The 26,837-nt window shown below is 54.5% G+C and carries 20 protein-coding genes; 3 read left to right on the top strand and 17 right to left on the bottom strand.

The genetic code is table 11. The features are described from left to right. Positions 1 to 34: 34 nt before the first annotated feature. The 11 genes from R2K26_RS03505 to R2K26_RS03455 form a co-directional block, all read right to left on the bottom strand. On the bottom strand, positions 35 to 1,645 hold the full coding sequence (locus tag R2K26_RS03505; protein WP_316518794.1) for a CTP synthase: 1,611 nt from the start codon (positions 1,643 to 1,645) through the stop codon (positions 35 to 37). 127 nt (positions 1,646 to 1,772) lie between these two features. Further along, positions 1,773 to 2,690 (bottom strand): diaminopimelate epimerase, encoded by a 918-nt coding sequence (gene dapF, locus R2K26_RS03500; protein ID WP_316518793.1) that lies wholly within the window; start codon positions 2,688 to 2,690, stop codon positions 1,773 to 1,775. A gap of 133 nt (positions 2,691 to 2,823) precedes the next feature. After that, positions 2,824 to 6,873, bottom strand: a complete 4,050-nt coding sequence (gene carB, locus R2K26_RS03495; protein ID WP_316518792.1) for a carbamoyl-phosphate synthase large subunit — start codon at positions 6,871 to 6,873, stop codon at positions 2,824 to 2,826. Positions 6,874 to 6,912: 39 nt separating this feature from the next. After that, positions 6,913 to 7,983 carry a carbamoyl phosphate synthase small subunit gene (locus tag R2K26_RS03490; RefSeq protein ID WP_316518791.1) on the bottom strand — a complete coding sequence of 357 codons (1,071 nt, stop codon included), beginning with the start codon at positions 7,981 to 7,983 and terminating at the stop codon, positions 6,913 to 6,915. A 90-nt stretch (positions 7,984 to 8,073) separates the two neighbouring features. After that, a complete protein-coding gene (locus tag R2K26_RS03485; RefSeq protein ID WP_316518790.1) occupies positions 8,074 to 8,655 on the bottom strand; it encodes a response regulator in 582 nt (193 codons plus the stop codon). 18 nt (positions 8,656 to 8,673) lie between these two features. Then, complete coding sequence (locus tag R2K26_RS03480; RefSeq protein WP_316518789.1) at positions 8,674 to 9,870, bottom strand: glutamine synthetase family protein; 1,197 nt, start codon at positions 9,868 to 9,870, stop codon at positions 8,674 to 8,676. A 277-nt stretch (positions 9,871 to 10,147) separates the two neighbouring features. Next, on the bottom strand, positions 10,148 to 10,801 hold the full coding sequence (locus R2K26_RS03475; protein WP_316518788.1) for a glutamate synthase: 654 nt from the start codon (positions 10,799 to 10,801) through the stop codon (positions 10,148 to 10,150). 11 nt (positions 10,802 to 10,812) lie between these two features. Next, a complete protein-coding gene (locus tag R2K26_RS03470; RefSeq protein WP_316518787.1) occupies positions 10,813 to 12,045 on the bottom strand; it encodes an FAD-dependent oxidoreductase in 1,233 nt (410 codons plus the stop codon). Positions 12,046 to 12,050: 5 nt separating this feature from the next. Next, positions 12,051 to 12,482: a 4Fe-4S dicluster domain-containing protein gene (locus R2K26_RS03465; RefSeq protein WP_176821268.1), complete on the bottom strand. Its 432-nt coding sequence runs from the start codon at positions 12,480 to 12,482 to the stop codon at positions 12,051 to 12,053. 20 nt (positions 12,483 to 12,502) lie between these two features. Next, the gene (locus R2K26_RS03460; protein WP_316518786.1) at positions 12,503 to 14,008 is read right to left on the bottom strand and encodes a glutamate synthase-related protein; all 1,506 of its coding nucleotides are present in this window, start codon (positions 14,006 to 14,008) and stop codon (positions 12,503 to 12,505) included. A 35-nt stretch (positions 14,009 to 14,043) separates the two neighbouring features. Next, on the bottom strand, positions 14,044 to 15,144 hold the full coding sequence (locus tag R2K26_RS03455) for a hypothetical protein (protein ID WP_316518785.1): 1,101 nt from the start codon (positions 15,142 to 15,144) through the stop codon (positions 14,044 to 14,046). A 595-nt stretch (positions 15,145 to 15,739) separates the two neighbouring features. On the opposite strand from R2K26_RS03455, the gene R2K26_RS03450 reads away from it, so the two are divergent. From R2K26_RS03450 to R2K26_RS03440, 3 genes are all read left to right on the top strand, one after another. Beyond that, on the top strand, positions 15,740 to 17,848 hold the full coding sequence (locus R2K26_RS03450; RefSeq protein WP_316518784.1) for a glutamine synthetase III: 2,109 nt from the start codon (positions 15,740 to 15,742) through the stop codon (positions 17,846 to 17,848). 140 nt (positions 17,849 to 17,988) lie between these two features. Continuing rightward, on the top strand, positions 17,989 to 19,716 hold the full coding sequence (locus R2K26_RS03445; protein ID WP_316518783.1) for an ammonium transporter: 1,728 nt from the start codon (positions 17,989 to 17,991) through the stop codon (positions 19,714 to 19,716). Positions 19,717 to 19,932: 216 nt separating this feature from the next. After that, a complete protein-coding gene (locus tag R2K26_RS03440; RefSeq protein WP_176821263.1) occupies positions 19,933 to 20,310 on the top strand; it encodes a metal-dependent transcriptional regulator in 378 nt (125 codons plus the stop codon). A gap of 57 nt (positions 20,311 to 20,367) precedes the next feature. Here R2K26_RS03440 and R2K26_RS03435 read toward each other — a convergent pair whose 3' ends face one another. From R2K26_RS03435 to R2K26_RS03410, 6 genes are all read right to left on the bottom strand, one after another. Further along, entirely contained in the window at positions 20,368 to 21,312 is a 945-nt protein-coding gene (locus tag R2K26_RS03435; protein WP_308448172.1) for an AEC family transporter, read from the bottom strand. Further along, entirely contained in the window at positions 21,302 to 22,228 is a 927-nt protein-coding gene (gene pfkB / locus R2K26_RS03430) for a 1-phosphofructokinase (protein ID WP_316518782.1), read from the bottom strand. Before pfkB ends, R2K26_RS03435 begins: the two co-directional genes overlap by 11 nt. A gap of 115 nt (positions 22,229 to 22,343) precedes the next feature. Further along, positions 22,344 to 23,930 (bottom strand): hypothetical protein, encoded by a 1,587-nt coding sequence (locus R2K26_RS03425; protein ID WP_316518781.1) that lies wholly within the window; start codon positions 23,928 to 23,930, stop codon positions 22,344 to 22,346. Between the two features lie 14 nt (positions 23,931 to 23,944). After that, a complete protein-coding gene (locus R2K26_RS03420; protein ID WP_316518780.1) occupies positions 23,945 to 24,658 on the bottom strand; it encodes an ABC transporter ATP-binding protein in 714 nt (237 codons plus the stop codon). Positions 24,659 to 24,837: 179 nt separating this feature from the next. Further along, positions 24,838 to 25,890, bottom strand: a complete 1,053-nt coding sequence (locus tag R2K26_RS03415; protein ID WP_316518779.1) for a lysylphosphatidylglycerol synthase transmembrane domain-containing protein — start codon at positions 25,888 to 25,890, stop codon at positions 24,838 to 24,840. A gap of 138 nt (positions 25,891 to 26,028) precedes the next feature. Continuing rightward, complete coding sequence (locus R2K26_RS03410; RefSeq protein WP_316518778.1) at positions 26,029 to 26,799, bottom strand: type III pantothenate kinase; 771 nt, start codon at positions 26,797 to 26,799, stop codon at positions 26,029 to 26,031. Between the last annotated feature and the right edge of the window lie 38 nt (positions 26,800 to 26,837).

Here is a 26,837-nt window from a genome sequence, read left to right as displayed (position 1 = left end):
ATACTTGGACCTTTTTTATTTTCATTACTGTCTCTTATGCGTTCTTTTCCCTCTTATTGAGTGATGCGCCGACAAAGCCGAGGAATAACGGATGCGCCTTATTCGGGCGGGACTTAAATTCCGGGTGGAACTGCACGCCGATGCAGAAGTCGTTCTGCGGCACTTCCACGGTCTCGACGATCCTGCCGTCCGGCGAGGTGCCGCTGATGACCATGCCTGCTTTTGTGAGTGTCTCTCTGTAATCGTTATTGAACTCATAGCGGTGGCGGTGGCGTTCATCAATATGGGAAACGCCATAGCAGCGCGCCATTTGCGTGCCCTCCGCGATCTCGCACGGGTAGCTGCCGAGGCGCAGTGTGCCGCCCATATTGATGGTGCTGGACTGGTCCGGCATGAAATCGATAACCTTATTGAGGCCGTACTCGTCGAATTCACCGGAGTTTGCATCCGCGATGCCGCACACGTGGCGGGCATACTCGATGACGGCAATCTGCATACCGAGGCAAATGCCGAGGTACGGGACGTTGCTCTCTCTTGCGTACTGTGCGGCATAGATCATACCCTCGATACCGCGGTTGCCGAAGCCGCCCGGCACAAGGATACCATCGCAGCCCTTGAGCATTTCGGCAGCGTTTTCCTGCGTGATGAGCTCGGAATCGATCCAATTGATTTCGACCTTCGTGCCGTGCTCATAGCCGGCATGGTTGAGTGCTTCGACGACGGAAAGGTATGCGTCATGCAGTTTGATATATTTGCCGACAAGGCCGATGGTGACGGTCTTTTTGCGGCCGCGGATCTTCTCTACCATGCGGCTCCACTCGGCCATATCCGGCTCTTTTGTCTTGAGGTTCAGCTCGCGGCAGACAACGCTGGAGAAATTGTTTTTCTCCAGCATAATCGGCGCTTCGTACAGCACCGGGATCGTCATGTTTTCAATAACACAGTCCGGCTTTACGTTGCAGAACAGAGCAATCTTGTGGAAAATGCTCGGATCAATCGGCTCATCGCAGCGCAGGACAATGATGTCCGGGGAGATGCCCATACCCTGCATTTCTTTTACAGAGTGCTGGGTCGGTTTCGACTTATGCTCGCCGGAGCTTTTGAGGTACGGCACAAGTGTGACGTGAATGAAAAGGGAGTTTTCCTTACCGACCTCGAGCGAAACCTGACGAATGGCTTCGAGAAACGGCTGGCTTTCGATATCGCCTGCCGTGCCGCCGATCTCGGTGATAACGACGTCTGCATTCGTCTTGTGGCCGACGCTGTAAATGAAGTTCTTGATCTCGTCCGTGATGTGCGGAATGACCTGAATGGTCTCGCCAAGGTACTCGCCGCGGCGTTCCTTGTTGAGGACGTTCCAGTAGACCTTGCCGGTCGTGAGGTTGGAGAATTTATTCAGGTCTTCGTCGATAAAGCGCTCGTAGTGGCCGAGGTCAAGGTCGGTCTCTGCGCCGTCCTCGGTCACGTAAACTTCGCCGTGCTGGTACGGGCTCATGGTGCCCGGGTCAACGTTGATGTACGGGTCAAGCTTCTGTGCGGCGACCTTTAACCCTCTCGCCTTTAAAAGACGGCCAAGCGATGCCGCCGTGATGCCCTTACCGAGGCCGGAAACCACGCCGCCGGTTACGAAAATGTACTTTGTCATAGAACTTACCCCTTTCTTTTTTACAGTGGAACTTTTATATTTTTCTTTGACTTCTTTGACTGAGAAACCTATTATTTCTCCAATACCCTATTTCATTTTATCAAAGCCGTTTTCGGCTGTTTTACAATTAAATTTCTACGACGCCGGTAAAAACCGTGTCGGCGCTGCCGGTCATCTGCACGCCGTCATCGGTATAATTGATGACAAGGTCGCCGCCGCGCAGCTTGACGGTAATATCTTCGCCCTTTTTGCAGTAGCCGTTGAGACACGCCGCGACGGCAGACGCACACGCGCCGGTGCCGCACGCCATGGTTTCACCGCTGCCGCGCTCCCACACACGCATTTTTAAGGTGTGGTTATCCAGCACCTCGATGAACTCCGTATTGATGCGCTCCGGGAACTTCTCAAAGTGCTCAAAATGCGGGCCGATCTTCTCGAGGTCGATCATATCGGGATCTTTGCCGAAAATGACGCAGTGCGGGTTGCCCATGGAAACGCAGGTGACTTCGTATTCTTTGTCAAGGACGGTGATCTTCTCTTTGACGGCAGTATCACCCGGGAAATCGACCGGGATCTTCGCGGGCACGAGCTCCGCTTTGCCCATATCGACCGTGACAGTGGTAACTTCGCCGTTTTCGACATGCACGCGGCAGATTTTGATGCCGCTTTTTGTCTCGATATGCAAAACGTCTTTCTTCGCGATGCCGCTGTCGTAGACATACTTTGCAACGCAGCGGATGCCGTTGCCGCACATCATGCCCTCACTGCCGTCGAGGTTATACATGCGCATTCTCGCGTCGGCTACATCGGACGGACAAATGTAGATGACGCCGTCGCCGCCGATGCCGGTGTGGCGGTCAGAAAGATAGATTGCGAGCTCGGCGTAGTTTTGAATATCATTTTGGAAGCAGTCAATATACACGTAATCATTTGCACAGCCGTGCATTTTGGTAAACGTGATCTTCTGCTTTGCCCCGGTGCCCGGCACGCGCACATAGTGGTCGATGCCCGAGCCGTTTTCCGCTTTTTTCAAGTACTTGTTCATGGAATTTCACCGCTTTCTCTTGAATTTTTACCTTTTATCCTCTTCAAATTTTCAGAAAAAATTTCTGATTTTATTTTTAAAATGTTTTTCGGCGCTCCGCAAAAATGCGGAACGCCGAATTATTTAACATCAATTAGACTTCTACGACACCGTCGAAGATCTTCTCTGCGCCGCCGGTCATGAGCACTTTCTCATCGGTGTAGCGCACGGTAAGGTCGCCGCCCTTTAAGATGACGCGGATGTCCTCGCCCTTTTCGCACTTGCCGTTGAGCGTTGCCGCGACAACAGCCGCGCAAGCACCTGTACCGCAGGCCATCGTTTCGCCGCTGCCGCGCTCCCAAACGCGTACCTTAAGAGTGCGCTCGTCCACGACCTCGATGAATTCGACATTGACGCGCTCCGGGAAGAGCGGGTTATATTCGAATTTCGGGCCCATAGCATTGAGATCCAGCTTATCGACGGACGGTGCGAACACCGCACAGTGCGGGTTGCCCATGGATGCGCAGGTGATGTAATACTCGTGACCGTCGATGATGACAGGCTTGTTGACGATCACATCGCCCTCGAGCTTTACGGGCACCTGCTCCGGGCGAAGCGCTGCCGCGCCCATATCGACCGTAATCTTGTACGCCTTGCCGTTCATCGTCATGATGCTGCAAGACTTGATGCCGCTCTTTGTCTCGATATTGATGACAGGCTTTTTCACGATGCCGTTGTCGAAGAGGTACTTTGCGACGCAGCGGATGCCGTTGCCGCACATGAGACCCTCGCTGCCGTCGCGGTTGAACATACGCATCTGAGCGTCTGCCACATCGGACGGGCAGATGAGGATGACACCGTCGCCGCCGACGCCGTTGTGGCGGTCGGACAGGTAGATGGAGAGAAACTCCGGAGAGGAAACTTCGTTTTCGAAGCAGTTGATATAAATGTAGTCGTTGCTGCACGCCGACATCTTGGTGAACGGCAGCTTGACCTTTTCTTTTTTGAGGTTGTTGATGTCCACAATCTCCGTGTTGTACGGGGTGTAGCGGCTCATCAGGCTGTCCGCGAGGGCGTTTGCGGTATCGATGGCCGTGAGGCACGGGATGCCGAGCAGCGCCGCTTTTCTGCGGATCTTAACGCTGTCGCGTGCGGGGTTTCTGCCCTTTGCGGAGGTGGAGATGATATACGCCAGCTTACCGCTTTCAAGCAGCGTAATGGTGTTGACCGGGCTTTCGTGAATCTTATCGACAATCTTCACGGTGAGGCCGAGCTTTGCAAGCACGCTTGCGGTGCCCGTCGTGGCGTAAAGCGGGAAGCCCATTTTGTCGAATTTCTTCGCGATCTCGCCGATCTCTTTCTTATCGCCATCGCGGACGGTGATGAACACGCCGCCCTTTTTGTTCATCTTGCTGCCGGAGGCGATGAGGCCCTTATAGAGCGCCTCCTCAAGGTTGTTGCCGATGCCGAGCACTTCGCCGGTGGATTTCATTTCCGGGCCAAGCTGGGTATCGACATCCGTGAGCTTCTCGAAGGAGAAGACCGGCACTTTGACGGCCGTATACGGCGAAGTCGGATAGAGACCCGTGCCGTAGCCGAGGTCGGTGAGCTTCATGCCGAGGCTGACCTTTGTAGCGAGGTCGCACATGGGCACGCCCGTGACCTTGCTGAGGTACGGAACCGTTCTCGAAGCACGCGGGTTGACCTCGATAACGTAGATTTCGCGGTTCATGATGATGTACTGCAGGTTGATGAGGCCGATGGCCTTGAGCTCCGTGCAGAGCATTTCGGTCGTCTTGACAATCTTTGCGCTGAGCTCGTCGTCGATGTCCTTTGCCGGGTAGACCGCGATGCTGTCGCCGGAGTGGATACCGGTGCGCTCTACGTGCTCCATGATGCCCGGGATGAGGATGTTCTCGCCGTCGCAGATGGCATCGACTTCAATCTCGGTGCCACTGAGGTACTTATCGATGAGCACCGGGTTATCCTGCTTCTGGCGCAGGATAATCGCCATGTATTCGTTGATGTCTTCATCGCCGTATGCAATGATCATGTTCTGACCGCCGAGCACGTAGGACGGACGCATGAGCACCGGATAGCCGAGGTCGTGCGCGGCTGCGAGGGCTTCCTCCGTCGTCATGACGGTGTGACCCTTCGGGCGCTTGATGTTGCAGCGCTCGAGCAGCTCTTCAAAGCGCTCTCTGTCCTCTGCGGCGTCGATGCTGTCGGCGCTCGTGCCGATGATCGGCACGTTGTTTTTCGCAAGCGTCTTTGTAAGCTTGATGGCCGTCTGGCCGCCGAACGCGACGACAACGCCCTTCGGCTTTTCGATGTTGATGATATTCATAACGTCTTCGGCGCACAGCGGCTCAAAGTAGAGTCGGTCTGCAGTGTCGAAGTCTGTGGAAACGGTTTCCGGGTTGTTGTTGACGATGACGACTTCATAGCCGAGGCGCTGGAGAGACTCCACGCAATGAACGCTGGCATAGTCGAACTCGATACCCTGACCGATACGGATCGGGCCGGAACCGAAAACCACGACGGTCTCTTTGCCGCTTTTGCCGATGAACTCCATCGCTTCGTTTTCACCGCCCTGCTCCGGCGTATCGTAGGTGCCGTAGAAGTACGGTGTGGTCGCAGCGAACTCGCCTGCGCAGGTATCGACCATTTTGAAGGTCGCTTCGTGACGGAAGGTCGGCTTTGTGCCGCAAATACGCGTGAGAGCTTCGTCCGTGTAGCCGAGTTTCTTGCCGCGCGTATACTGTGCGTGCGTGAGCGGCTGATCCTTAATCTCGCGCTCATACGCGAGCAGGTTATTGAGCTTTTCGAGGAACCACATGTCGATCATCGTGAAGTCGTGGATCTCTTTGGTGGTGACGCCGCGCTTCATGAGCTCGTAGATGGCGAACAGGCGCTCGTCCGTCGCGTCTTTTAAAATCTGCCACAGGGCACTGTCCTCGTAGTTTGCGAACTTCGGCATGTTGAGCGTATCGAGCGAGATTTCTGCACCGCGCACAGCCTTCATGAGGGCCATTTCAAACGTATCGGCGATGGACATGACCTCGCCGGTCGCCTTCATCTGCGTGCCGAGGTTGCGCTTTGCGTAAACGAACTTGTCGAACGGCCACTTCGGGAACTTGACCGCCACATAGTCGAGCGCGGGCTCAAATGCCGCGTAGGTCTTGCCGGTGACGGCGTTGACGATCTCATCGAGTGTGTAGCCGATGGCAATCTTCGTCGCGACCTTTGCGATCGGATAGCCGGTCGCCTTAGATGCCAGTGCGGAGGAACGGGACACACGCGGGTTGACCTCAATGACGGCGTACTCAAAGGACGTCGGGTGCAGCGCGAACTGGCAGTTGCAGCCGCCCTCTACGCCGAGCGCGTCGATGATGTTGATGGCCGCAGTGCGGAGCATCTGATATTCTTTATCGGAAAGCGTGACCGCCGGGGCGATGACGATGCTGTCGCCGGTGTGGACGCCGACCGGGTCGAAGTTTTCCATGGAGCAGACCGTGATGACGTTGCCCTTGCTGTCGCGAATAACCTCGAACTCGATCTCCTTCCAGCCCGCAATGCTCTTTTCAACGAGGATCTGGGTGATCGGCGAGAGCGCAAGGCCGTTTGCCGCGACCTCCATGAGCTCTTCGCGGTTATCGACGATACCGCCGCCGGTACCGCCGAGCGTGAACGCCGGGCGGATGATAACGGGGTACGTGATCTCTTCCGCAAACTCCAGTGCATCCTCTACCGTGGTGACGACCTTGGACGGGATGCACGGCTGACCGATGCTTTCCATCGTATCCTTGAACATCTGACGGTCTTCCGCCTTATCGATGGTCTCCGGGGAAGCGCCGAGCAGGCGTACGTTGTGTTCCTTCAAAAAGCCTTCCTTTGCAAGCTGCATGGAAAGCGTGAGGCCGGTCTGGCCGCCGAAGCCGGAGAGGATGCTGTCCGGCTTTTCTTTTTCGATGATGCGCTTGATGGTGGGCAGCGTGAGCGGCTCGATGTAAATGTGGTCCGCCATGGCGTTATCCGTCATGATGGTCGCCGGGTTGGAGTTGACGAGCACGATCTCGATGCCGTCCGCTTTCAGAGCACGGCACGCCTGAGTGCCAGCGTAGTCAAATTCCGCCGCCTGACCGATGACGATCGGGCCGGAGCCGATGACGAGAACCTTTTTAATGTCTTTATTCAATGGCATAGCTGTAAACAATCCTTTCTATACTGCTTTGGGTACTGTTTATTTTCCCATCATCTCAAAGAATTTATCAAAGAGGAACGCGGTATCGCGCGGGCCGCCGCAGGCTTCCGGGTGGAACTGCACGGAAAAAGCGGGGATTTTTTTGTAGCGCACGCCCTCGCACGTTCTGTCGTTTACGTTGTTGAAATATTCGTCGGCGATCTCGGGGTCGATTGTGGAGGACACGACCGCGTAGCCATGGTTCTGGCTGGAGATGTAGACGCGGCCGGTCTCAAGATTTTGCACCGGCTGGTTTGTGCCGCGGTGGCCGTACTTGAGCTTTTCGGTCTTAAAGTCGTTTGCAAGCGCCAGCAGCTGGTGACCGAGGCAGATGCCGAAGAGCGGTTTGCCCATGTTCATAATTTTCTTGAGGTTTTCAATGACCTCGATGTTATCCGCCGGGTCGCCGGGGCCGTTTGAAAGCATCACGCCGTCAATGTTAAGGGCTTTCAATTCGTCTGCCGTCGTGTTGTACGGGCATACAATGACCTCTGCCCCGCGCTTTTCGAGCTCGCGGCGGATGTTCTCCTTGTAGCCGTAATCCATGAGCGCCACGGTACATTTTTTTTCCGGGTTCTCACGGCGCGTCATTTCGGTGACGGAGGTGCTTTCCACCGCGTTTGTCACGCGGTAGCTGTGAATCTTATCCATATCGACATGCGTAAGCTCTGTTGTGATCATACCGTTCATGACGCCGCTTTCGCGGATGACCTTTGTGAGGGCACGTGTATCGATACCGCAAAGGCCGATGACGCCTCTTTCTTTAAAAAAGGTGTCAAGATCACCCTCCGAGCGGAAATTGGAGGGCGACTGACACCATTCTTTTACGATATAACCACAGGGACCGATGATCTTTCCCTCAAAATCGGAGGGGATCACGCCGTAATTGCCGATGAGCGGAAATGTCTGGACGACAATCTGCCCGAAATAGCTCTTATCGGTGAGCGTTTCGAGATAACCTGTCATGCCGGTCGTGAAAACGACCTCAGCCGTTACTTCGCCCGCCGCGCCGAAGGATTCGCCGCAGAAGACCTTTCCGTTTTCGAGTACCAAATATGCTTTGTTGCCCATAACGTACGTTCCTCTTTCCCTGAAATAATTACTCTTTTCTGCTGTATGCAATCTATGTCAAAGCTGCGGTGCAGCCCTGTACGCATTCATTTACGTATAGGTTTTCAGGATATTTTCCGCAACATCCTTTTTCGATGTGCGCATATCCATTGCCTGTTTTTCAATATAGCGGTGCGCCTGCTGCTCGCTCATGCGCAGGTATTCCACAAGGATACACTTTGCACGCGCCACAATGCGCACTTCTTCCATTTTGGTTCTGAGCTTCTGGTTTTCCCGGTCAAAGCGCTGCCAGCGGTTCTGCGTGGCGATGAGCAGGTGAAGCGCCTGATAAAACAGCGAGCGCGAAAGCGGCTTTTGCACCGTCAATATGCCAAACGGCTCCATTTTGTCGTTCACCTGATTGAAAAGTTCCGCTTTTGCAATGACCATGACACCGGAAACGAATTTTTCTGTGATATACTCTGCCAGCTCGTGCCCGAATTCATCCGGAAGCGGTGTGTTGATGACCACAAGGTCGTAGCTGCGCCGCAAAAGCAGCCGCCGGGCGTCTCCGCCGCTGAGCGCCGTTGTCATGGGCGCAAACTCGCGCGGGGAAAGCAGCTCTGTGATATACGCCGCACCTTTTTGCGTGCCGGACACGATGAGGACGCTGTGCTGAATGATCGCATTCATGCCCTGTGCCCCCTTGTTTTACACATCTGTGGGCCCGTTGCCGAACGTGCGGATATACGTCTTTACGAAATACTCCGGGAACACGTTGCGGACAAAGCTGCTCTTTGCGAAAATTTGCAGCGCTTCTTCGGCAGACTTCGGCAGTTTGCTGCAGGTCTCGCGCGCAAGGTCGGGCTTTGGCAGCTTCGTCTTTTTGAGGTAGCCGTCAAGCCCCGCATAAATGAGCGCAGCGTACGCAAGGTACGGATTCGCAGTGGAATCGGGTGAGCGCACTTCGATCATGCTGCCGCCTTCCTTTTTATACGCAAAGCACCAGCGGCTCTTCTCCGACCAAGAGATGAACTCCGGCGCACCGAACGCACCGAGGCGTTTGTAGGAATCCGCCGTAGGGTTCAAAATAGCGGTAATTTCTGCGGCGTGCTCCAGAATACCTGCAAGGAAACACTCGGAACAGTCGCCCATCTGCATGCGCGGCGTTAGCGTGATGTGGAAGCCGTTGCCGTCCTTACCCGGAATGGGGTTCGGCGCAAACGACGCCGTAAGGCCGTTTCTCGACGCCATGGTCTTCACAACAGACTTATACGTAACGACATCGTCTGCGGACTGAATGGCAGAGCTGTGCTGAAAATCGATGATGTTCTGCCCCGGGCCGCCGCTGTGGTGCGAGCTTTCCGGTGTGACACCCATATCCTCGAGTGTCAGGCAAATCTCGCGGCGCACGTCCTCGCCCTTATCCTCGGGCGCGGCATCCATAAAGCCCGCATTGTCAAAGGGGATAGCCGTTGCATTGCCGTTTTCATCGTTCTTGAAAAGGTAGAATTCATTTCTTGCCCCAAATTCAAATATTATACCATGAAGTTTTGCAATGTCAACCGCTTTTTTCAGGATGCCGCGGCAGTCGATGTCGAAGCCGGTGCCGTCCGAACGGCGAATGTCGCAGAAAAAACGCACGACGCGCCCGTGTGCGGGTCGCCACGGCAGAAGCGACATGGTGGAGGTATCCGGCACCAAAAAGAGCTCGCTGTCCGCCTCTTTTTCAAAGCCCATGATGCGCGAAGCATCAATGGGAATGCCGCCCTCGAACGCAGAAGCCAAAAGGCTCGGCTGAATGGCGATGATCTTCTGTCTGCCGAAAATATCGCAGAACGCCATTTTGATGAACTTAACGTCGTTATCTGTGATAAACTCTGTGACCTCGGACTCCGTATACTGCATGCCGAACCCTTCCTTTCTTTTTTAAAAGCGCGTTTCAAACATACAAATACGCGTGAAATCCGGTGTTGCCGTCTTTCACGCTGTACCTGTTCTTCTTTTCTGCCGCATTTTGAGATATTCTGCCAAAATACAGCGTATGCTGACCGCTTTTGAATATTATAACACAAGACCGGTGTATTTTGCAATAAGACAGAACGCACAATGTTTATCGTCAAAATACACCGTCGATTTATGCAAGAAAAGAAACCTTAATTTGCAGAGAATTACAGGGGCAAAATCAGTTCGTCACATAGAGCTGCTTATACGGATTCTGCGTGTTCGGGCGCAGCACGTAGTATTCGTCGCGCAGAAGACTTTCGGCATCTGCACCGAACTTTTCCGCGTAGTTTTGAATGAGCGGCGCCGCAATCTGCATGTCTTCTTCGGTCGCCTTATGCGCCACGACCTGCTCCGGCAAATCCTTCGGCAGGTGCGCGGTGCGCAGATAAATGCGTCCGCCGTGCATGCCCGTGCCGCAGAAATTGCCGACCGGCTGGCGATCTTCACTGCCGATGCCGAGTACGACGATGATGCCGCCCGCCTGATATTCGCCGAGGAAGCTGCCTGTTCTGCCGCCGATGACGAGCACGGGTACTTTCTCTTTATATTCCTTCATGTGGATACCTGCGCGGTAACCGGCATCGCCCTGCACGTAGATGGCACCGCCGCGCATGGCGTAACCTGCCGCGTCGCCCGTGCTGCCGTGAATGGTGATCTCGCCCGCGTTCATCGTGTCACCGGTCGCGTCCTGTGCGCTGCAATTTACAATAATATTTGCGCCGTCCAGATACGCGCCGAGCGCGTTGCCCGGCACTTCGTTCAATATAATCGTACCCTCACTTTGCCCTGCGCCGATATAGCGCTGGCCGAGTGCATATGTTTTCTGTTCCATGTTTCTCCCCCTTACTGCTGCTTTGAGAGCAGGTCGCGGCGCGTACGGGCCGTGAATGCCATGAGCTGCGGCTTTTCGCAGATCAGCTTAAAATCGATTGAGCTTAACGGCGTGCGATTACGGATAAGCGCCGTGTAGATACCGGCACGCGCCACGTCGCCAATCAGGATATAGCCCTTTAAAACATCATCTTTATAGAAAAGGATCTTGTAGTTTTCACCGTCACGGCGGACGTAGGTCTCGCCGTCATACGTGCCTGCGGTGATGATGTGCAGCCCCATGAAGCCGATGGCATTCATCGGGATCGCCCGGTCAAAGCTCGCTTTGCCGCCCGCCATGTTGATGCCGGCGGTATTGCCCTGCATATAGGCGTTCGGCAACAGTGCCAGCACGCGGTTGACGCCGGCGGAAATATCGAAGCTCTCCGCGCAGTCGCCTGCAGCATAGACATCGGGCAGGGTTGTTTTGCCGGTATCATCCGCTGCAATGCCGCGGCGCACCTCGCCGCCTGCATCTTTGACGAGCGAAGTATTCGGGCGCACGCCGACCGCAATGACGAGCACGTCAAAATCGACCGTAAGACCGCTTTTGAGTGTGGCGGTCGTGCCCGCAAACTTTGCGGCGGTATCGCCGAGGTGGAACTCGATGCCCTGCTTTTCAAGAAAATCCTTGACGATAACGGAGCCGGTCTCATCGAGGATGCTCGGCAGCACGCAGTCGGCAAGGTCGACGACCGTGATGGATTTCACGCGCTCCTTGATGCCCTCTGCGCACTTTAAACCGATGAGGCCCGCGCCGATAATCAAAACACGGCTGTCTTTTGTAAGGACGCTTTCAAGCGCGTGTGCGTCATCGAGCGACATGAACGTGAACTTTTCGGGAACGGTATCAAGCCCTTCCATGGGCGGTACGAACGGCGTGGAGCCTGTTGCGACAAGGAGCTTTTCATAGGGTATCTCTTCCCCGCTCTTTAACGTTACGGTTTTCTTTTCCAGGTCGAGCTTTGTGACGGTCTCACCGAGCTTTGCGGTGACATGATTTTCTTCGTAAAAGCTGTCCGGGCGGTATTTCATGCGCTCCTCATCCGTTTTGCCCTGCAATAAATAGGAAATGAGCGGGCGCGCGTAGGTGTGGTGGTTTTCGGAAGCAATCAGCACGATCTCTCCGTCTTTATCTTTACTGCGGATGCCTTCCACACAGCCGATGGCCGCAGTGGAGTTGCCGATGATTACATATTTTGCCATGGTGCTCAGTCCCTTTCCTCAAAGATGATGGCTTTGTTCGGACAGCCCTGCACACAGGCGGGCTTGCCGCCGGCGTTTTCGATGCACAGCTCGCACTTCTGCATGACGCCGGATTCCGAGGGCATCAGCGCGCCGTAGGGACATACCAGCACGCAGGTGTGGCAGCCGACGCACTTATTCTGATCGATACAGACCACGCCGTCCTTTTTGGAAAGTGCGCCCGCAATGCAGCTTTTCACGCACAGCGGGTCTGTGCAGTGGCGGCAGGAAACCGCAAAGCTGACCTGATTGTCCCCCTCAATGCGGATGCGGGGGTGAATGGTTCTGTCCTTCAGCGCCTTGATCATGCTGGATTTTCCGGAGTTTGCAAAGGCGCAGTAATATTCGCAAAGATGGCAGCCGAGGCACCATTTTTCATCAACATATACTCTTTTCATGGTTACGCTCCCTTTTCTGCTTATTCGCCCGCGTGCTTGATGCCGAGAATCTGAAGCTCTTTTTCGTTCAGACCCACGCCGCGCAGCATAAGGCGGTTGCCGCGCAGCGCCTCGATGGAATTGATGCCCATGCCGCCCATCATTTCCTTAATCTCGTGCTCCCACGCGGTGACAAGATTCACAAGGCGCTTATAGCCGATGTCCGGGTTAAGGCGCTTCACAAGGTCGGGGCGCTGGGTTGCGATGCCCCAGTTGCACTTGCCGGTCTGGCAGCTTCTGCACAGATGGCAGCCGAGCGCCAAAAGTGCCGCCGTGCCGATGTAGCACGCATCTGCACCGAGTGCGATGGCCTTGACAACATCGGCGCTGGAACGAATGGAGCCGCCAACGACGAGCGAAACGTTGTTGCGGATGCCTTCGTCGCGCAGGCGCTGATCGACCGCTGCGAGGGCAAGCTCAATCGGGATGCCGACGTTATCGCGGATGCGCGTAGGCGCCGCGCCCGTGCCGCCGCGGAAACCGTCGATGGCGATGATGTCCGCGCCGCTGCGTGCAATGCCGGACGCAATGGCTGCAACGTTGTGCACCGCCGCAATCTTGACGATGACGGGCTTTTTGTAGTTTGAGGCTTCTTTTAAGGAGAAAACGAGCTGACGCAGGTCTTCAATGGAGTAAATATCGTGGTGCGGTGCGGGCGAAATAGCGTCCGAGCCCTCCGGGATCATACGCGTGCGGGAAACGTCGCCGACAATTTTTGCACCCGGCAGATGGCCGCCGATGCCCGGCTTTGCGCCCTGCCCCATTTTGATCTCGATGGCGGCGCCGGCGCTGAGGTAATCCTTATGCACGCCGAAGCGACCGGACGCAACCTGTACGATGGTGTTTGCACCGTACTTGTAGAAATCCTGATGCAGGCCGCCCTCGCCGGTGTTGTAGTAGATGCCGAGCGCTTCTGCGGCGCGGGCAAGGCTTTCGTGCGCATTGTAGCTGATGGAGCCGTAGGACATGGCGGAGAACATGATCGGCACGGAAAGCTCAAGCTGCGGGGTGATATTCGTCTTAATCTTACCGTTCTCGTCGCGCTCGATTTTAGACGGCTTCTGACCTAAAAACGTCTTCGTTTCCATCGGCTCACGGAGCGGGTCGATGGACGGGTTCGTGACCTGCGACGCGTTGATGAGGATTTTATCCCAGTAGACCGGCAGGGGCTTCGGGTTGCCCATGGAAGACAGCAGCACGCCGCCGCTGCTCGCCTGACGGTAGACCTCCATGATGGTCTCGCCGGACCAGTTGGCATTTTCCTTAAAGGTGTGGTCGGTCTTGACGATTTTCAAGGAGCGCGTGGGACAGATGGAAACGCAGCGGTGGCAGTTCACACAGCGGCTTTCGTCGGAGATCATCATTTTCAGCTCATCGTCGTAAGCATGTACTTCGTTGGAGCACTGTCGTTCACAGGCACGGCAGGCAATGCAGCGCGCGGGGTTGCGGACGACCTCGTACTGCGGATATAAAAAATCGATAGCCATTTATAGTAACCTCATTTCTCAGAGAACACAAACTCTTACTTTTTGTCCAGCGTGAAGATGACAGGCTCGCCGCCCGCGGGTGCCCAGACCTTATCGAGTGTGGGCTGAATGACGCGGATGGCGGATTCTTCACTGGCAATGTAGACCATATCGCTCTTTTCGCCGACGACCATAGAGCGCAGCTTTAAGCGGTCGTTGAGTGCCATAAGGCCGCCCGTAAAGCCGACCAGAATGGAGAACGGGCCGGTGACGAGCAGGCCGGAATACACATTGCGCAAATACGTCAGACGCTCGCGCTCCTCCGGGTCTTTGTTCTGAATGGTCGTCCAGAACGGTGCCGCGATGACGTTTGCGACCTCTTGCAGGGTGAGGCCCTGACGGCGCACAAGATAATCGAAAATATAGGTGATGACCTCGGTATCGGTCAAAAGGTTGCAGTTGTAGCCGTACATCTCAATGCAGCGGCGGTTCGCATCGTAGGACGAGATTTCGCCGTTATGGACAACGGAAAGGTCGAGCAGCGCAAACGGGTGCGCACCGCCCCACCAGCCGGGGGTATTCGTCGGGTAGCGGCCGTGCGCCGTCCAACAGTAGCCGGCGTATTCATCGAGACGATAGAACCGACCGACATCCTCCGGGTAGCCGACAGCCTTAAACACGCCCATGTTTTTGCCGCTGGAGAAAATATATGCGCCATCGATAAAGGTATTGACGCGGTTGACGCAGCGGGCGGTGAACTCGTCTTCATCGAGCTGGCTTTCCGCAAGCTTTGTGTGCAGCGGTGTGACGAAGTACCGCCAAATAAGCGGCTCGTCCGTGATCTGCGGAATCTTGCGGATCGGAATTTTGGAAAGGTTCACGACGTCGAAATGCTCGTTGATGAACTTCTCACATTCCTCTTTTGCTTTTACATTATTATAGAAAACGTGGAACGCATACTGTTCCGCATATTCCGGGTAAATGCCGTAGCCGGCGAAGCCGCCGCCAAGGCCGTTTGAACGGTCGTGCATGATCTCAATGGAGCGGATGATATCGGAGCCGTCCAGCCGCTTTCCGCTGCGGGAAAAAACGGAAGATACGGCGCACCCCGAAGGAATTCGGAAATCGCCCGCTGTGCTTTTGCCTTCTCTAAGCATGAAGACTGCTCCCTTCTGAAAACAAATAAGATATATGCCTTTTTCCCGGCTTTTCCGAAAAAAAGAGAAAGTCTGACCATACATGCTGCGTGCAATGCACGCGCGCCGTTCCCCCGGCGCAATCTAAAAGCCCCGCATTCGGCAGCTTTTAGATGCAACATGTATGATCAGACTCCGTTGTCTGCCTACCATTATATAGCGGCCCTTCTTATATGTCAAGAAAAATTTCGCGATTTTTGAATTTTTAAGTTGTAGTAATTTCATTTTATGTTCGCTTGACTTTAAAAATTTCATAAAATGAATTTATAAACGCAGGTTTAAATCGTATATCCTGCAAATCTTCAAATTTTCTCAAAAAAGGTGTTGACAAATGTCCCGAGACGTTGTAAAATTCATCACATAGCATAGCAAAGGCGCTGTGGTTGGTTTATTACCATCCCCAGCGCTTTTTTCGTTTGAACGAATTACGAACAGCTGTGCAGACGGTTTCGTAAAGCGAAGCCGCAGGACGAAACGCACGGGAAGATATACAAATTATATCGCAGCGTTCGCCCCTCCTATTATGCGAATCTTATTGAAGGAAAGAGTGGTTTACATGAGCAGCACGACAAAGATCAATGTGCCGAACATTTTCGCCAGCATGGTGTTTAACGACGACGTCATGCGTGAGAGACTGCCGAAGGACGTTTACAAGTCTTTGAGAAAGACCATCGACAACGGCAAGGACCTCGACATCACGGTCGCCAATGCTGTGGCAAATGCCATGAAGGACTGGGCGATTGAAAAAGGTGCAACGCACTACACGCATTGGTTCCAGCCGATGACCGGCATCACCGCCGAGAAGCACGACAGCTTTATCTCCCCGACGGCAGACGGCCGCATCATCATGGAATTCTCCGGCAAGGAGCTCATCAAGGGCGAGCCGGATGCTTCCTCCTTCCCTTCCGGCGGTCTGCGCGCAACGTTTGAAGCCCGCGGCTACACCGCATGGGACCCGACCTCCTACGCATTCATTAAAGATCACTCCCTGTTCATTCCTACGGCGTTCTGTTCCTACGGCGGCGAGGTGCTGGATAAGAAAACCCCGCTGCTGCGCTCCATGGAAGCGTTGAGCGCACAGGCCGTTCGTATCCTCCGCCTGTTCGGCGACTCCACAACAAAGCGTGTCATCACCACTGTCGGCCCGGAGCAGGAATATTTCCTTGTCGATAAAAAGCTCTACGATGAGCGCCCGGACCTCATTTACACGGGCCGCACGCTGTTCGGTGCACGCGCACCGAAGGGTCAGGAGCTTGAAGACCATTACTTCGGCGCGATCAAGCCGAGAATTGCCGCGTTCATGCAGGAGCTTGACGAAGAGCTGTGGAAGCTCGGCGTGCTTGCTAAGACAAAGCACAACGAGGTCGCCCCGGCACAGCACGAGTTGGCGCCGATCTTCTCCACCACGAACGTTGCGACCGACCACAACCAGCTGACCATGGAGACAATGAAGAACGTTGCGCTCCGCCACGGCCTTGTCTGCCTGCTGCATGAAAAGCCGTTTGCAGGCGTGAACGGCTCCGGCAAGCACAACAACTGGTCTATTTCCACCGATACCGGAAAGAACCTGTTGGAGCCGGGCAAGCTGCCGCAGGAAAACGCACAGTTCCTCCTCTTCCTCGCAGCTGTCATCAAGGGTGTTGACGAGTATCAGGATCTGCTCCGTATCTCCGTCGCTTCCGCAGGCAACGACCACCGTCTCGGCGCAAACGAAGCGCCGCCGGCCATCATCTCCATCTTCCTCGGCGACGAGCTTACGGCTATTCTGCACGCCATTGAGACCGGCACGGTCTATGGCGGTACGCTCCGCGTCAACATGGAGATTGGCGTAAACGTTCTGCCGTCCTTCACAAAGGATACAACGGACAGAAACAGAACCTCCCCGTTCGCTTTCACCGGCAACAAGTTCGAGTTCAGAAGCCTCGGCTCGCAGCTCAACATCGCCTGCCCGAACATCATGCTGAACACGATCATCGCCGATGAGCTCGAGCAGTTTGCAGACGAGCTTGAGGGCAAGGAAGATTTTAACGGCGCGCTCAACGCACTCATCAAGCGCGTGATCAAAGAGCACAAGCGCATCATCTTCAACGGCGACGGCTATGCGGACGCCTGGAAGGCGGAAGCAGCAAAACGCGGCCTGACGAACCTGCCGACCACGGTAGACGCACTGCCGCACTACACCGACGAAAAGAACGTGAAGCTCTTTACAAAGCATAAGATCTACACCGAGGTCGAGATGCAGTCCAGACAGGACATCATCCTCGAGACGTACGCGAAGACCATCAACATCGAAGCGCTCACCGCAAGTGATATGGTCAAGCGCGACATTCTCCCCGCTGTTTCCTCTTACGTTGCGGAGCTTGCAAGCGGCGTTGCCACGAAGAAAGCCATCAGCGATGACATTCCGTGCGAAGCGGAGCTTGATATCATCAAGCGTCTTTCCGGCCTGCAGGACTGCGCATATAAGAAGCTTGCTGCGCTCGATAACGCCATCATCGGCGTGAAGGAAGTCGGCGAAGATCCGATTGAGGTTGCGACCTATTATAAGGATTCCGTCATCACCGCCATGACCGAGCTGAGAGCCGTTGTGGACGAGATGGAAACGCTGGTCTCTTCCGATTACTGGCCGTACCCGAGCTACGGCGATCTGATGTTCAGAGTATAAAAGGCTTTGAACATACCGTTTCAAACGGACAAGGGATGAAAAATTCAATATAGGCACAAGGGTGTGCACGGGGTTCCGTTTCAGGAACCAAACGTGCACACCCTTTTCTATTTTCAAACAACACTTAGGAGGACGAACATATGACAAGCGAGATCTTCAGCGTCTGGTTTTTGATGGGCGCGGCGCTGGTCTTCTGGATGCAGGCCGGCTTCGCCATGGTAGAAACGGGTTTTACCCGTGCAAAAAATGCCGGCAACATTTTGATGAAGAACCTGATGGACTTCTGCATCGGCACCGGCGTATTCATTCTCATCGGCTTCAGCTTTTTGCTGGGCGAAGACTTACTGGGCTTCATCGGTAAGCCGGGCTTTGATATTTTCACAAACTACGCAAACTTTGACTGGTCGAATTTCGTATTCAACCTTGTGTTCTGCGCCACGACCGCGACCATCGTTTCCGGCGCAATGGCAGAACGCACAAAGTTCCTTTCCTACTGCATTTACTCCGGTGTCATCTCCGCTTTGGTATACCCCATCGAAGCACACTGGATTTGGGGCGGTGGCTGGCTTTCGCAGCTCGGCTTCCATGATTTTGCAGGTTCCTGCGCCATCCACATGGTAGGCGGTCTTTCCGCGCTCATCGGCGCAAAGCTGCTCGGCCCGCGCATCGGCAAGTTCGAAAAGGATGCAAGCGGCAAGATCGTAAAGGTCAATGCTTTCCCGGGCCACAACATTCCGCTCGGCTGCCTTGGCGTGTTCATTCTTTGGTTCGGCTGGTACGGCTTCAACGGCGCTGCGGCAACAAGCGTTGAGCAGCTCGGCTCTATCTTCCTCACCACCACCGTCTCACCTGCCATAGCAACTGTCACCTGCATGATCTTCACATGGGTAAAGTACGGCAAACCGGATGTTTCCATGTGTCTCAACGCTTCTCTCGCCGGTCTGGTCGCCATCACCGCCGGCTGTGACGTAACGGACTGCCTCGGCGCGGCAATCATCGGCATTGTAGCCGGTCTCCTTTGCCCGTTCGGCGTTTGGCTGCTCGACTATAAGCTCCATGTCGATGACCCGGTCGGCGCGGTCGCCGTCCACTTCTGCAACGGCATTTGGGGCACCATTGCAGTCGGTCTTTTTGCAACGACCACAGCCCCCGGCAACGATAGCTTCACCGGCCTGTTCTACGGCGGCGGCATCTCATTGCTTGCAAAACAATTGCTTGGTGTGCTTACGGTCTGTGCTTGGACAGCCGTGACGATTACCATTGTGTTCCTGCTCATCCGCGCGACGGTCGGCCTGCGTGTGACGAGAGAAGAAGAGATTATGGGTCTTGACCTGCCCGAGCATGGCCTTGCAAATGCGTATGCAGACTTCGTTCCGGCCATCAACACCTCGCTCGAAAGCGCAGACCTCAGCGTTGCCCCTGCCCCGTTCGGCCCGGCTGCGGTAGACGAAGCCGTGCCGGTCGTTGTGCATCACGCCCCCGTGAAGACCGAAAAAGCGGAAAGCACCGGCGTGAAGATGACGAAGGTCGAGATTGTGTGCAAGCAGGCAGCTTTCGATACCTTGAAGAATGCACTGATGAGCGTCGGTATCACCGGTATGACAGTGACGAACGTACTCGGCTGCGGCATTCAGAAGGGCAAGCCGGAATACTACCGCGGCACGCTCGTAGAAGCAAACCTGCTGCCTAAGGTACAGGTGGAGGTCGTCATTTCCAAGGTGCCTGTCCGCACGGTCATCGAAACGGCGAAGAAAGCGCTTTACACCGGTCACATCGGTGACGGCAAAATCTTCGTTTACGACGTGGAGAATGTCATCAAAGTCCGTACAGGCGAAGAAGGCTACGACGCCCTGCAGGATGTGGAATAATAAATCTTCCCATTTAAATTGAGTACGACGCGTACTACGCTCCTGAAATAAGAAAAGCCGAGACCTGCCGGTTCCCCCCGGCGGGTCTTGACTTTTTCTGCCATTTTCTCCTGCAACTTATTTTCGGTTTTGCACAAAATGGGAATTGAACTCTTTTTGGATTTGTGTTATACTGTTATAAGAATTTATCCACCCCGATTGTGAGAGGAGACAGCCGTGAAAATTCAGGAATCCGCAGAAAACTATCTTGAGACCATTTTAATCTTATCCGAGCGCAGCACCTATGTGCGTTCTATTGATATTGCCAATGAGCTCAATTTTACAAAACCCAGTGTCAGCGTAGCCATGAAAAAGCTGCGCGAGAACAATTTGATCACCGTAGACGGCGACGGCTACATTCACCTGACGGAGGACGGCCTTGCCATCGCCAACCGCATGTATGAGCGCCACAAGTTGCTTTCCGATTGGCTCACCTATCTCGGCGTGCCGAAGGACATCGCAACAGAGGACGCCTGCCGCATTGAGCACGTCATCAGCCAGGAGAGCTTTGAAAAGATCCGCGCGCATGTCCGCGAAATGAACGAGCATCTTTAATGAACTTAAACAGCGAAAACCCGTTTCCGAGCTTTTATCGGAAACGGGTTTTTACTTTTACAGCAACGCCATGCTCTGCAAAATAAAGATCATCAAAAATACGGTCGGGATACAGCACACGGCGCTCAAAACAACAAGCTGACCGGCAAGCTCGCCATCTGCGCCCGCCTGCTGCGCCATGATGTAGCTTGATACCGCGACCGGCGTTTCCCACGCAAGTGCAAGCGCCAGAAGACTCGGCCCTCTGCTGCCCGCCAGAACCGCGATCGGCAGAAAAACAAGCGGAATGACAACGAGCTTTATAAACACCGTCACGCCCGCAATACGCATGTTGCCTTTTAGCTTGCGGAAGCTGAAATCACCGCCGAGCACGATGAGCGCGAGCGGTGTGGCAAGGCGCGAAACATCGCGCAAGCTCGTTTCCAGAAATGCCGGGAAACGCAATTTAATGATGGACGCAAAAACACCGAGCAGTGCCGCGATAATGAGCGGGTTTGTCGCGATGGATTTGAGCGTCTTTTTTAGCGAGACCTTGCCTCCGCCCGTAAATACCGTCAGCGCAATGACGGCCAAAACGTTGTACATCGGCACGAGTACGGCGCTCAAGATGGATGCCGCGGCAGCCTCCTCCGCGCCGAACACGTTCGTGACGAGGCTCACGCCGAATATGACGTAGTTGCTGCGGAAAAGTCCCTGAATGATGACGCCGCGCTGTTTCGGCTCGCGCACGACACGCGGCACGACGATGCACAGCACTGCAAACAATAACAGCAGGCTCCCTACCGCGATCGTGAATGTCATGCCGTCGATGGCCTCGGTGATCTCCGTTTTATAGATGTTATTAAACAGCAGAAACGGCAGAAAAAATTTGAATGTCAGCGTATTCGTCTGCTTTAAAAATTCCGACGAGACGAAGTTTTTGTGCTTTAAAAAGTAGCCGAACGCCAAAAGCAAAAATGTCGGCATGATCGCATTCAGCGCGACCAGAAAACTATCGAACACGCTGCACCCCGGCTTTCACACTTTCATGCACCGCCATAATTTTCTGAAAGCCCGCGATGCCAACGGAAAACGCCGTTGCGCCGCCCGCCGCCGTGCCCATGGCGAGCGCCTTTGCAAAATCGCCGGAATGCGTGAATTCCGCCAAAAAGCCGCCGACCATGGAATCGCCCGCGCCGGTGGAGTTTATCAGCGTGCCCTTTGCCGCCGGGGCAAAATACACCTCGCCCGTTTCCGTATACAAAAGCGCACCGTCGCCCGCCATGGAAACGAGCACGTTTTTTGCGCCGCGTTTTTTCAGCTCCTCCGCAAGCGCTGTCACCTGTTCCTCTGTGTCCGCCGAGGCACGGAACATCTCAGAAAGCTCCTCGCGGTTCGGCTTTACGAGGAATGGTTGAAATTCAAGCGTAGACAATAATAAATCGCCTGCGGCATCCACAATGAGCCGCACGCCTTTTGTTTGCGCAAGCTTTGCAATCTGTGCGTAAATGTCTTTTGGCAGTGACTTCGGCACACTGCCGGAAAGCACCAAGGTATCCTGCGGGGTCAAGGCACCGAGCTTTTCAAAAAAATTTTTGAGCTCGTTTTCTGAAATCTCCGGACCGCTGCCGTTCAGTTCCGTTTCTTCCTCGGCATGCAGCTTTAAATTGATGCGCGTAAAGCCGTTTTCGACTTCGATGAAATCGGTCGTGATGCCTTCTTTTTCAACGCCCTCGCGCAGCGCTTTGCCCGTAAAGCCCGCAATAAACCCAAGCGCGATGCTTTTTGTATTCAACGCGTGCAGCAGCAAAGAGACGTTCACGCCCTTGCCGCCGAACACAATGTTTTCCGTTTTCGTGCGGTTCGTTTTGCCCGTGCGGAACGTGTCCGCCGTGACGACGTAATCCACCGCCGGATTAAATGTGATCGTGTAGATCATAAAATCCCCTCCAACCAAATCAAGTGGTTTCAGCATAGCATGATTTTGCAAAAAAAGCAAGAAAAAGCGTCTGCACCGCCAAAAGACGTATGCAGACGCTCGATTTTATTTTGATTTAGGCTTCTAAGCGCTCAAATTTTTTCGCGCCCCAACGCACCAAAAGCAGGTGCATCAAGACAGACAAGAGCAAAAGGAACGCAGTCGTTACCGCATACGCTGCAATGCCCGGAATATGCAGTGCAGATACCGCGAAAAACACGCCGACGATCACCGCCGCAAAGAAGTACGCGCCGAACATCGTGACGAATACGCTTAACGACTGCTTGCACGGCTGATTTTCGCTCTGCCAGTCAAAGCGCGGCGCGAGCAGGTTCATCACAAGGCCGAGCGTGCCGACGAACCAGCAGAACAAAACGCAAACGCAAACGGTCAGCACCGTGAGCCCGATACCGCACCCGGCGATGAGGCAAAGCGCCAAAACACTGACGGTAACAAGCGGCATTTGCAGGCGGCACACCATAAGGAGCTTGCCTAAAAGCACCGTTTTGCCGCTTATGGGCATCGTGCGCAGCACCCACAGATTTTTGCCCTCCAACGAGACAGACGGCGCGGTCGCGCAGGACGTCGCGATGCAAAACGCCATCACGCCAAAAATGCCGAGCGCAATCCACTCGGGCCGAAAACTCATCAGGTTTATCATCTGCATCAGCTTCCCGCGGAAAATCGCGGCGGCAATCGGCAAAACCGGAATGACCACCAAGCCGAAGCCGAAATTCATCAGGTACGCGGGGCTTGTGAAGAACTTCCGCTGCTCCTTATGCGCAACAGACAGCACCGGCGTGCGCTGCTTTGCGGAAGCTTTGCCCGATTTGTGCTTTGCACCCGCTTTCGCGCCCGATGTACGCACGGAGGAAATGAAAGATGCGGAAAGCCGCCAAAGCGTGAAAAGCGCTATTGCCGCGCTCAATAAAGTCACGAGCAGCGTGTGCAAAAGGCTTCCGCCGCACGCCATGCCAATAGCATAAAGCGGCCAAACGTATTTCATTGCACCCGCGATCTGCGTTCCCTGCATGACGATCCCGGACAAAAACGAGTTGACGTTCGCGTAAAAATACCAGTACACCGCCATGAAGACGACCATGTACAAAAGCGAAACAACCGCCTTGTTGCGCAAGCGGCTGAGGAGCTTGTGCAGCACCCAGCCGAGCGCACAGCAGACAGACTGCGAAATCAGGCTCAGAGCCACAAATGTAAACAGCCACCCGATAATCATCGTCGCCGATGCACCGTAGGAAAACGCGTAAATACCGAACGCGGGCAGCAAAACCGCCAGCGTGTACCCTGCCGTCGTTGTGAACAGCATTGCAATGCGCGTCAAAAGAATGTACTTTGGCGGTATCGGCATGGAAAGCAACCGTTCGTTGTCTTTCGCGTCATACAACTGCGCCTGCGTCATAAAAACGCTGCCCAACATGGAAAGCGCCAGCGCCATTGTGCCCGCCATGGCGAAATACAGCCACGTAAGCCCCATTTCGCACAGCGGAACAAGCTCTGCGAACACCACAAACATCCAAATTTCCATGCACACCACAAGGAACAGCATCAGAAAAACCAGCCATCCGCCGGAGGTCTTTTTGCCGTTGCCTTTTTTCATGCGCGCCGCAAACTGCTTCCATTGCAGCTTCCAGAGGGATCTTAACATGCAGCCTCCCCCTTTCAGTCCTTGTGGTCTTCCAGCTCTAAGAAGACCTGCTCCAAAGAACCGTCGCCGCGCACGCTGTCCATGGCGCCGTGTGCAATGAGCTTGCCGTTTTTAATAATGGCCACATTGTCGCACAGCTTCTCCGCCACCTCCAAAACGTGTGTGGAAAAGAAGATAGCGCCGCCGTTTCGGCAATGCTCTGCCATAATCTCCTTTAATTCGTGCGCTGCAATAGGGTCGAGCCCGACGAACGGCTCGTCCATCAAAATGAGCTTCGGCTCGTGGATAAGCGCGCCGATAACGGCGATTTTCTGCTTCATGCCGTGCGAGCACTCCGAGATGAGGTTCGGCAGCGCGTTTTTAATATCCAGCCGCTCGGCAAGCGCTTCCATGCGCGCCTTGCGGTCCGCTTCCGATACGCCGTACATATCCGCAACAAAATTCAAATACTCGTAGCCCGTCAGGAATTCATAAAGATCCGGATTATCGGGTATGTAGGCCATGATCTTTTTGCAGGCGATGGGGTCTTTTTGAATGTCGATGCCGTTCACCGTAATGGTGCCGCCGTCCGGCTTTAATAAGCCGCAGCAGGCTTTTAGCGTAGTCGTTTTGCCCGCGCCGTTGTGTCCGATAAACGCGCAGATCTCCCCCGCCGCAATGTGCAGCGAAAGGTCGTCTACGGCGATTTTGTCACCGAAGCGCTTTGTGTAGTTTTGAATGTTCAGCATGTGTTTTTCTCCTTTTTCTTCTTTTTCACGGCTGAAAGGCGGCCTTTCCGAATTTCAGCCGTCGAGCCCATTATAGACACACGGCAGAAGAATGTCAATGTTTTCCGGCGCATGGGAATATGTCATAAAAGAACATAAAAACAGCGCAACTCCTACGAGCTGCGCCGAAGCAAGTCGAATTATTCTTTTCCTGCAGAGAGCGCCGCTTCCTGCTTTCTGCGGCAACCAAACACGAGCTGATCGATAACGACGACGAGCGCGCCGAGCAGCACGATGATGTAATATGTGAAGAATCGCCATACAAGCACGGCGGTGTACAAAATATCGCCGGATGCAAAATACGATTTAAAGAACATGGAGAAGCCGAGCTCCTGAGCGCCGGATGCACCGGGCAGCGGGATAAAGCACACGGAGGCCTGCAGCATCGTCTGCATACAAAGCAGTTCGCCGTAAGGCAGGTCGAGTGAAAACGCGCGGAACACCACGTACAGCACGCTCATCTGCAAAATGACCTGCGGGATCGACCACAAAATCGCAAGGAGCACATAGCGCATTTTGCTTCTGAATTTCATTGTGTAGGAGGAGAAATCCGCCTCAAAGCCGTGCACTTTTTCTATGTAATTCTCGCGCTTTTTGAGAAACGTACATTTCAAGAGCAGCTTTGTCACGCCGCCGCACAGCTTTTTTAAGATCTTCGGGCTGAACAGAAGCGGTATCGCGATAATCCACAGCCCGTTGATGGCGATGCCGAGTAGCACAATGGGAATGAGCTGCGGGTCGTCCCGCTTCAAACTCGGGTACATATAAATCAGCGATGCCACCGTGCACAGCACAAACGCAAGCTGATACGCAAAAAACTTTACAAACAGCACCGCAGTGGAGTTGCCGACCGAGACCTTATCGCGCCGCAGGTAGACGACCTGCGCAGGCTGCCCGCCCGTGGAGCTCGGCGTGATGTAAGAATAATAAATGCCGATGAGCCCAATCTTCACCGTTGTCCAAAAGCCGACGTGCTCGCCCTGCGCGCGCAGCAGCATATGGATGATGCCGCCCTCTGTTACGAGGAACACGCCGGTCATCAGCACGGCGAGCGCCACAAACCCGAGGGAAAGATTTGCGATGACGGAAAACATGCCCGCAAATTCGGTATTGACGAGCCCGAACACGATCATCACGACCACCGTCAGCCCCACGTATATAAGACCCCACGGGATCTTTTTCTTTTCTTTCATGAAAATGTAGTCTCCTTGCAGAAAAATCGTATTTTATAGTATACCATATAGCGTTTCTATTGGCAAGACAAGACTGACAACCGAAAGAAAACGTTAAGGCAGTGCCCTGAATATTCGGCACTGCCTTATTCGTTTATTTTACTTTTCCCCGTGCGCATCCCAGATAATTTTCAGGCCGTCCAGCAGAAGCGTATCGCTGAAAGTTATCTTGCGGCTGCAATGCGGTACGATAAGACCCGCGAGGCCGCCCGTTGCGACCACCTCGCACGGTGCGCCGAGCTCATCTTCAATGCGGTCGCACAGGCCGTCCAGCATACACGCCGTGCCGAACACCATGCCGGACTGGATGCACTCCATCGTGTTGCGGCCAAGCACCTGCGGCGGCGCGGTCAGACTGACGGAAGAAAGCTGCGCTGCGCGGCTCGTCAATGCGTCAAGGGACGTGCCGACGCCCGGAATGATCACTACGCCGCACACTTCGCCGTCGGCGTTTAAACCCGTCAGCGTTGTTGCCGTACCCATATCGATGACGATACACGGGCCGTGGTACATGGCTTTTGCCGCCACAGCACCGACAACAAGGTCGGCGCCGAGTGTGTTCGGCACATCGCGCTTCACTTTCAGCTCCGGCACAGACTGCGCGCTGACGATGAACGGTTCCACCTTCCAAACACGGCGCACCGCGCGGGCGAGGTCATCGGTCAGCCGCGGCACAACGGAGCTTAAAACCGCGCCGTTCACCTGCGACGTGTGGATATTGTATAAATGTAAAATGCTGAGCATTGCAGAAGCGTATTCGTCCTCCATGCGCGGCGGATTCGTCGCCATGCGCGTAACGAACAGCAGCTTTTCCCCCTCATAAACGCCCAGTGTGATATTGGTATTTCCGACGTCCAGTGCCAGCAGCATACCTTTCCCCTCCGAAAACAAATTTCTTTGAGAGCAGT

The sequence above is a fragment of the Neglectibacter sp. CSJ-5 genome (assembly GCF_032490475.1).
Classification (GTDB): domain Bacteria; phylum Bacillota; class Clostridia; order Oscillospirales; family Acutalibacteraceae; genus Hominenteromicrobium; species Hominenteromicrobium mulieris.
The sequence above is the reverse complement of the archived record's forward strand: the minus strand, read 5'-3'. Positions and strand labels throughout refer to the sequence as shown.

Excerpts from the sequence above, each read along its gene's own strand:
- R2K26_RS03465 (WP_176821268.1), bottom strand. The coding sequence starts at position 12,482 with ATGAAAAGAGTATATGTTGATGAAAAATGGTGCCTCGGCTGCCATCTT.
- R2K26_RS03485 (WP_316518790.1), bottom strand. The coding sequence starts at position 8,655 with ATGAATGCGATCATTCAGCACAGCGTCCTCATCGTGTCCGGCACGCAA.
- dapF (WP_316518793.1), bottom strand. The coding sequence starts at position 2,690 with ATGAACAAGTACTTGAAAAAAGCGGAAAACGGCTCGGGCATCGACCAC.
- R2K26_RS03455 (WP_316518785.1), bottom strand. The coding sequence starts at position 15,144 with ATGCTTAGAGAAGGCAAAAGCACAGCGGGCGATTTCCGAATTCCTTCG.
- R2K26_RS03505 (WP_316518794.1), bottom strand. The coding sequence starts at position 1,645 with ATGACAAAGTACATTTTCGTAACCGGCGGCGTGGTTTCCGGCCTCGGT.
- R2K26_RS03460 (WP_316518786.1), bottom strand. The coding sequence starts at position 14,008 with ATGGCTATCGATTTTTTATATCCGCAGTACGAGGTCGTCCGCAACCCC.
- R2K26_RS03490 (WP_316518791.1), bottom strand. The coding sequence starts at position 7,983 with ATGGGCAACAAAGCATATTTGGTACTCGAAAACGGAAAGGTCTTCTGC.
- R2K26_RS03470 (WP_316518787.1), bottom strand. The coding sequence starts at position 12,045 with ATGGCAAAATATGTAATCATCGGCAACTCCACTGCGGCCATCGGCTGT.
- pfkB (WP_316518782.1), bottom strand. The coding sequence starts at position 22,228 with ATGATCTACACGATCACATTTAATCCGGCGGTGGATTACGTCGTCACG.
- R2K26_RS03450 (WP_316518784.1), top strand. The coding sequence starts at position 15,740 with ATGAGCAGCACGACAAAGATCAATGTGCCGAACATTTTCGCCAGCATG.
- R2K26_RS03415 (WP_316518779.1), bottom strand. The coding sequence starts at position 25,890 with ATGAAAGAAAAGAAAAAGATCCCGTGGGGTCTTATATACGTGGGGCTG.
- R2K26_RS03410 (WP_316518778.1), bottom strand. The coding sequence starts at position 26,799 with ATGCTGCTGGCACTGGACGTCGGAAATACCAATATCACACTGGGCGTT.
- R2K26_RS03445 (WP_316518783.1), top strand. The coding sequence starts at position 17,989 with ATGACAAGCGAGATCTTCAGCGTCTGGTTTTTGATGGGCGCGGCGCTG.
- R2K26_RS03425 (WP_316518781.1), bottom strand. The coding sequence starts at position 23,930 with ATGTTAAGATCCCTCTGGAAGCTGCAATGGAAGCAGTTTGCGGCGCGC.
- R2K26_RS03475 (WP_316518788.1), bottom strand. The coding sequence starts at position 10,801 with ATGGAACAGAAAACATATGCACTCGGCCAGCGCTATATCGGCGCAGGG.
- carB (WP_316518792.1), bottom strand. The coding sequence starts at position 6,873 with ATGCCATTGAATAAAGACATTAAAAAGGTTCTCGTCATCGGCTCCGGC.
- R2K26_RS03420 (WP_316518780.1), bottom strand. The coding sequence starts at position 24,658 with ATGCTGAACATTCAAAACTACACAAAGCGCTTCGGTGACAAAATCGCC.
- R2K26_RS03480 (WP_316518789.1), bottom strand. The coding sequence starts at position 9,870 with ATGCAGTATACGGAGTCCGAGGTCACAGAGTTTATCACAGATAACGAC.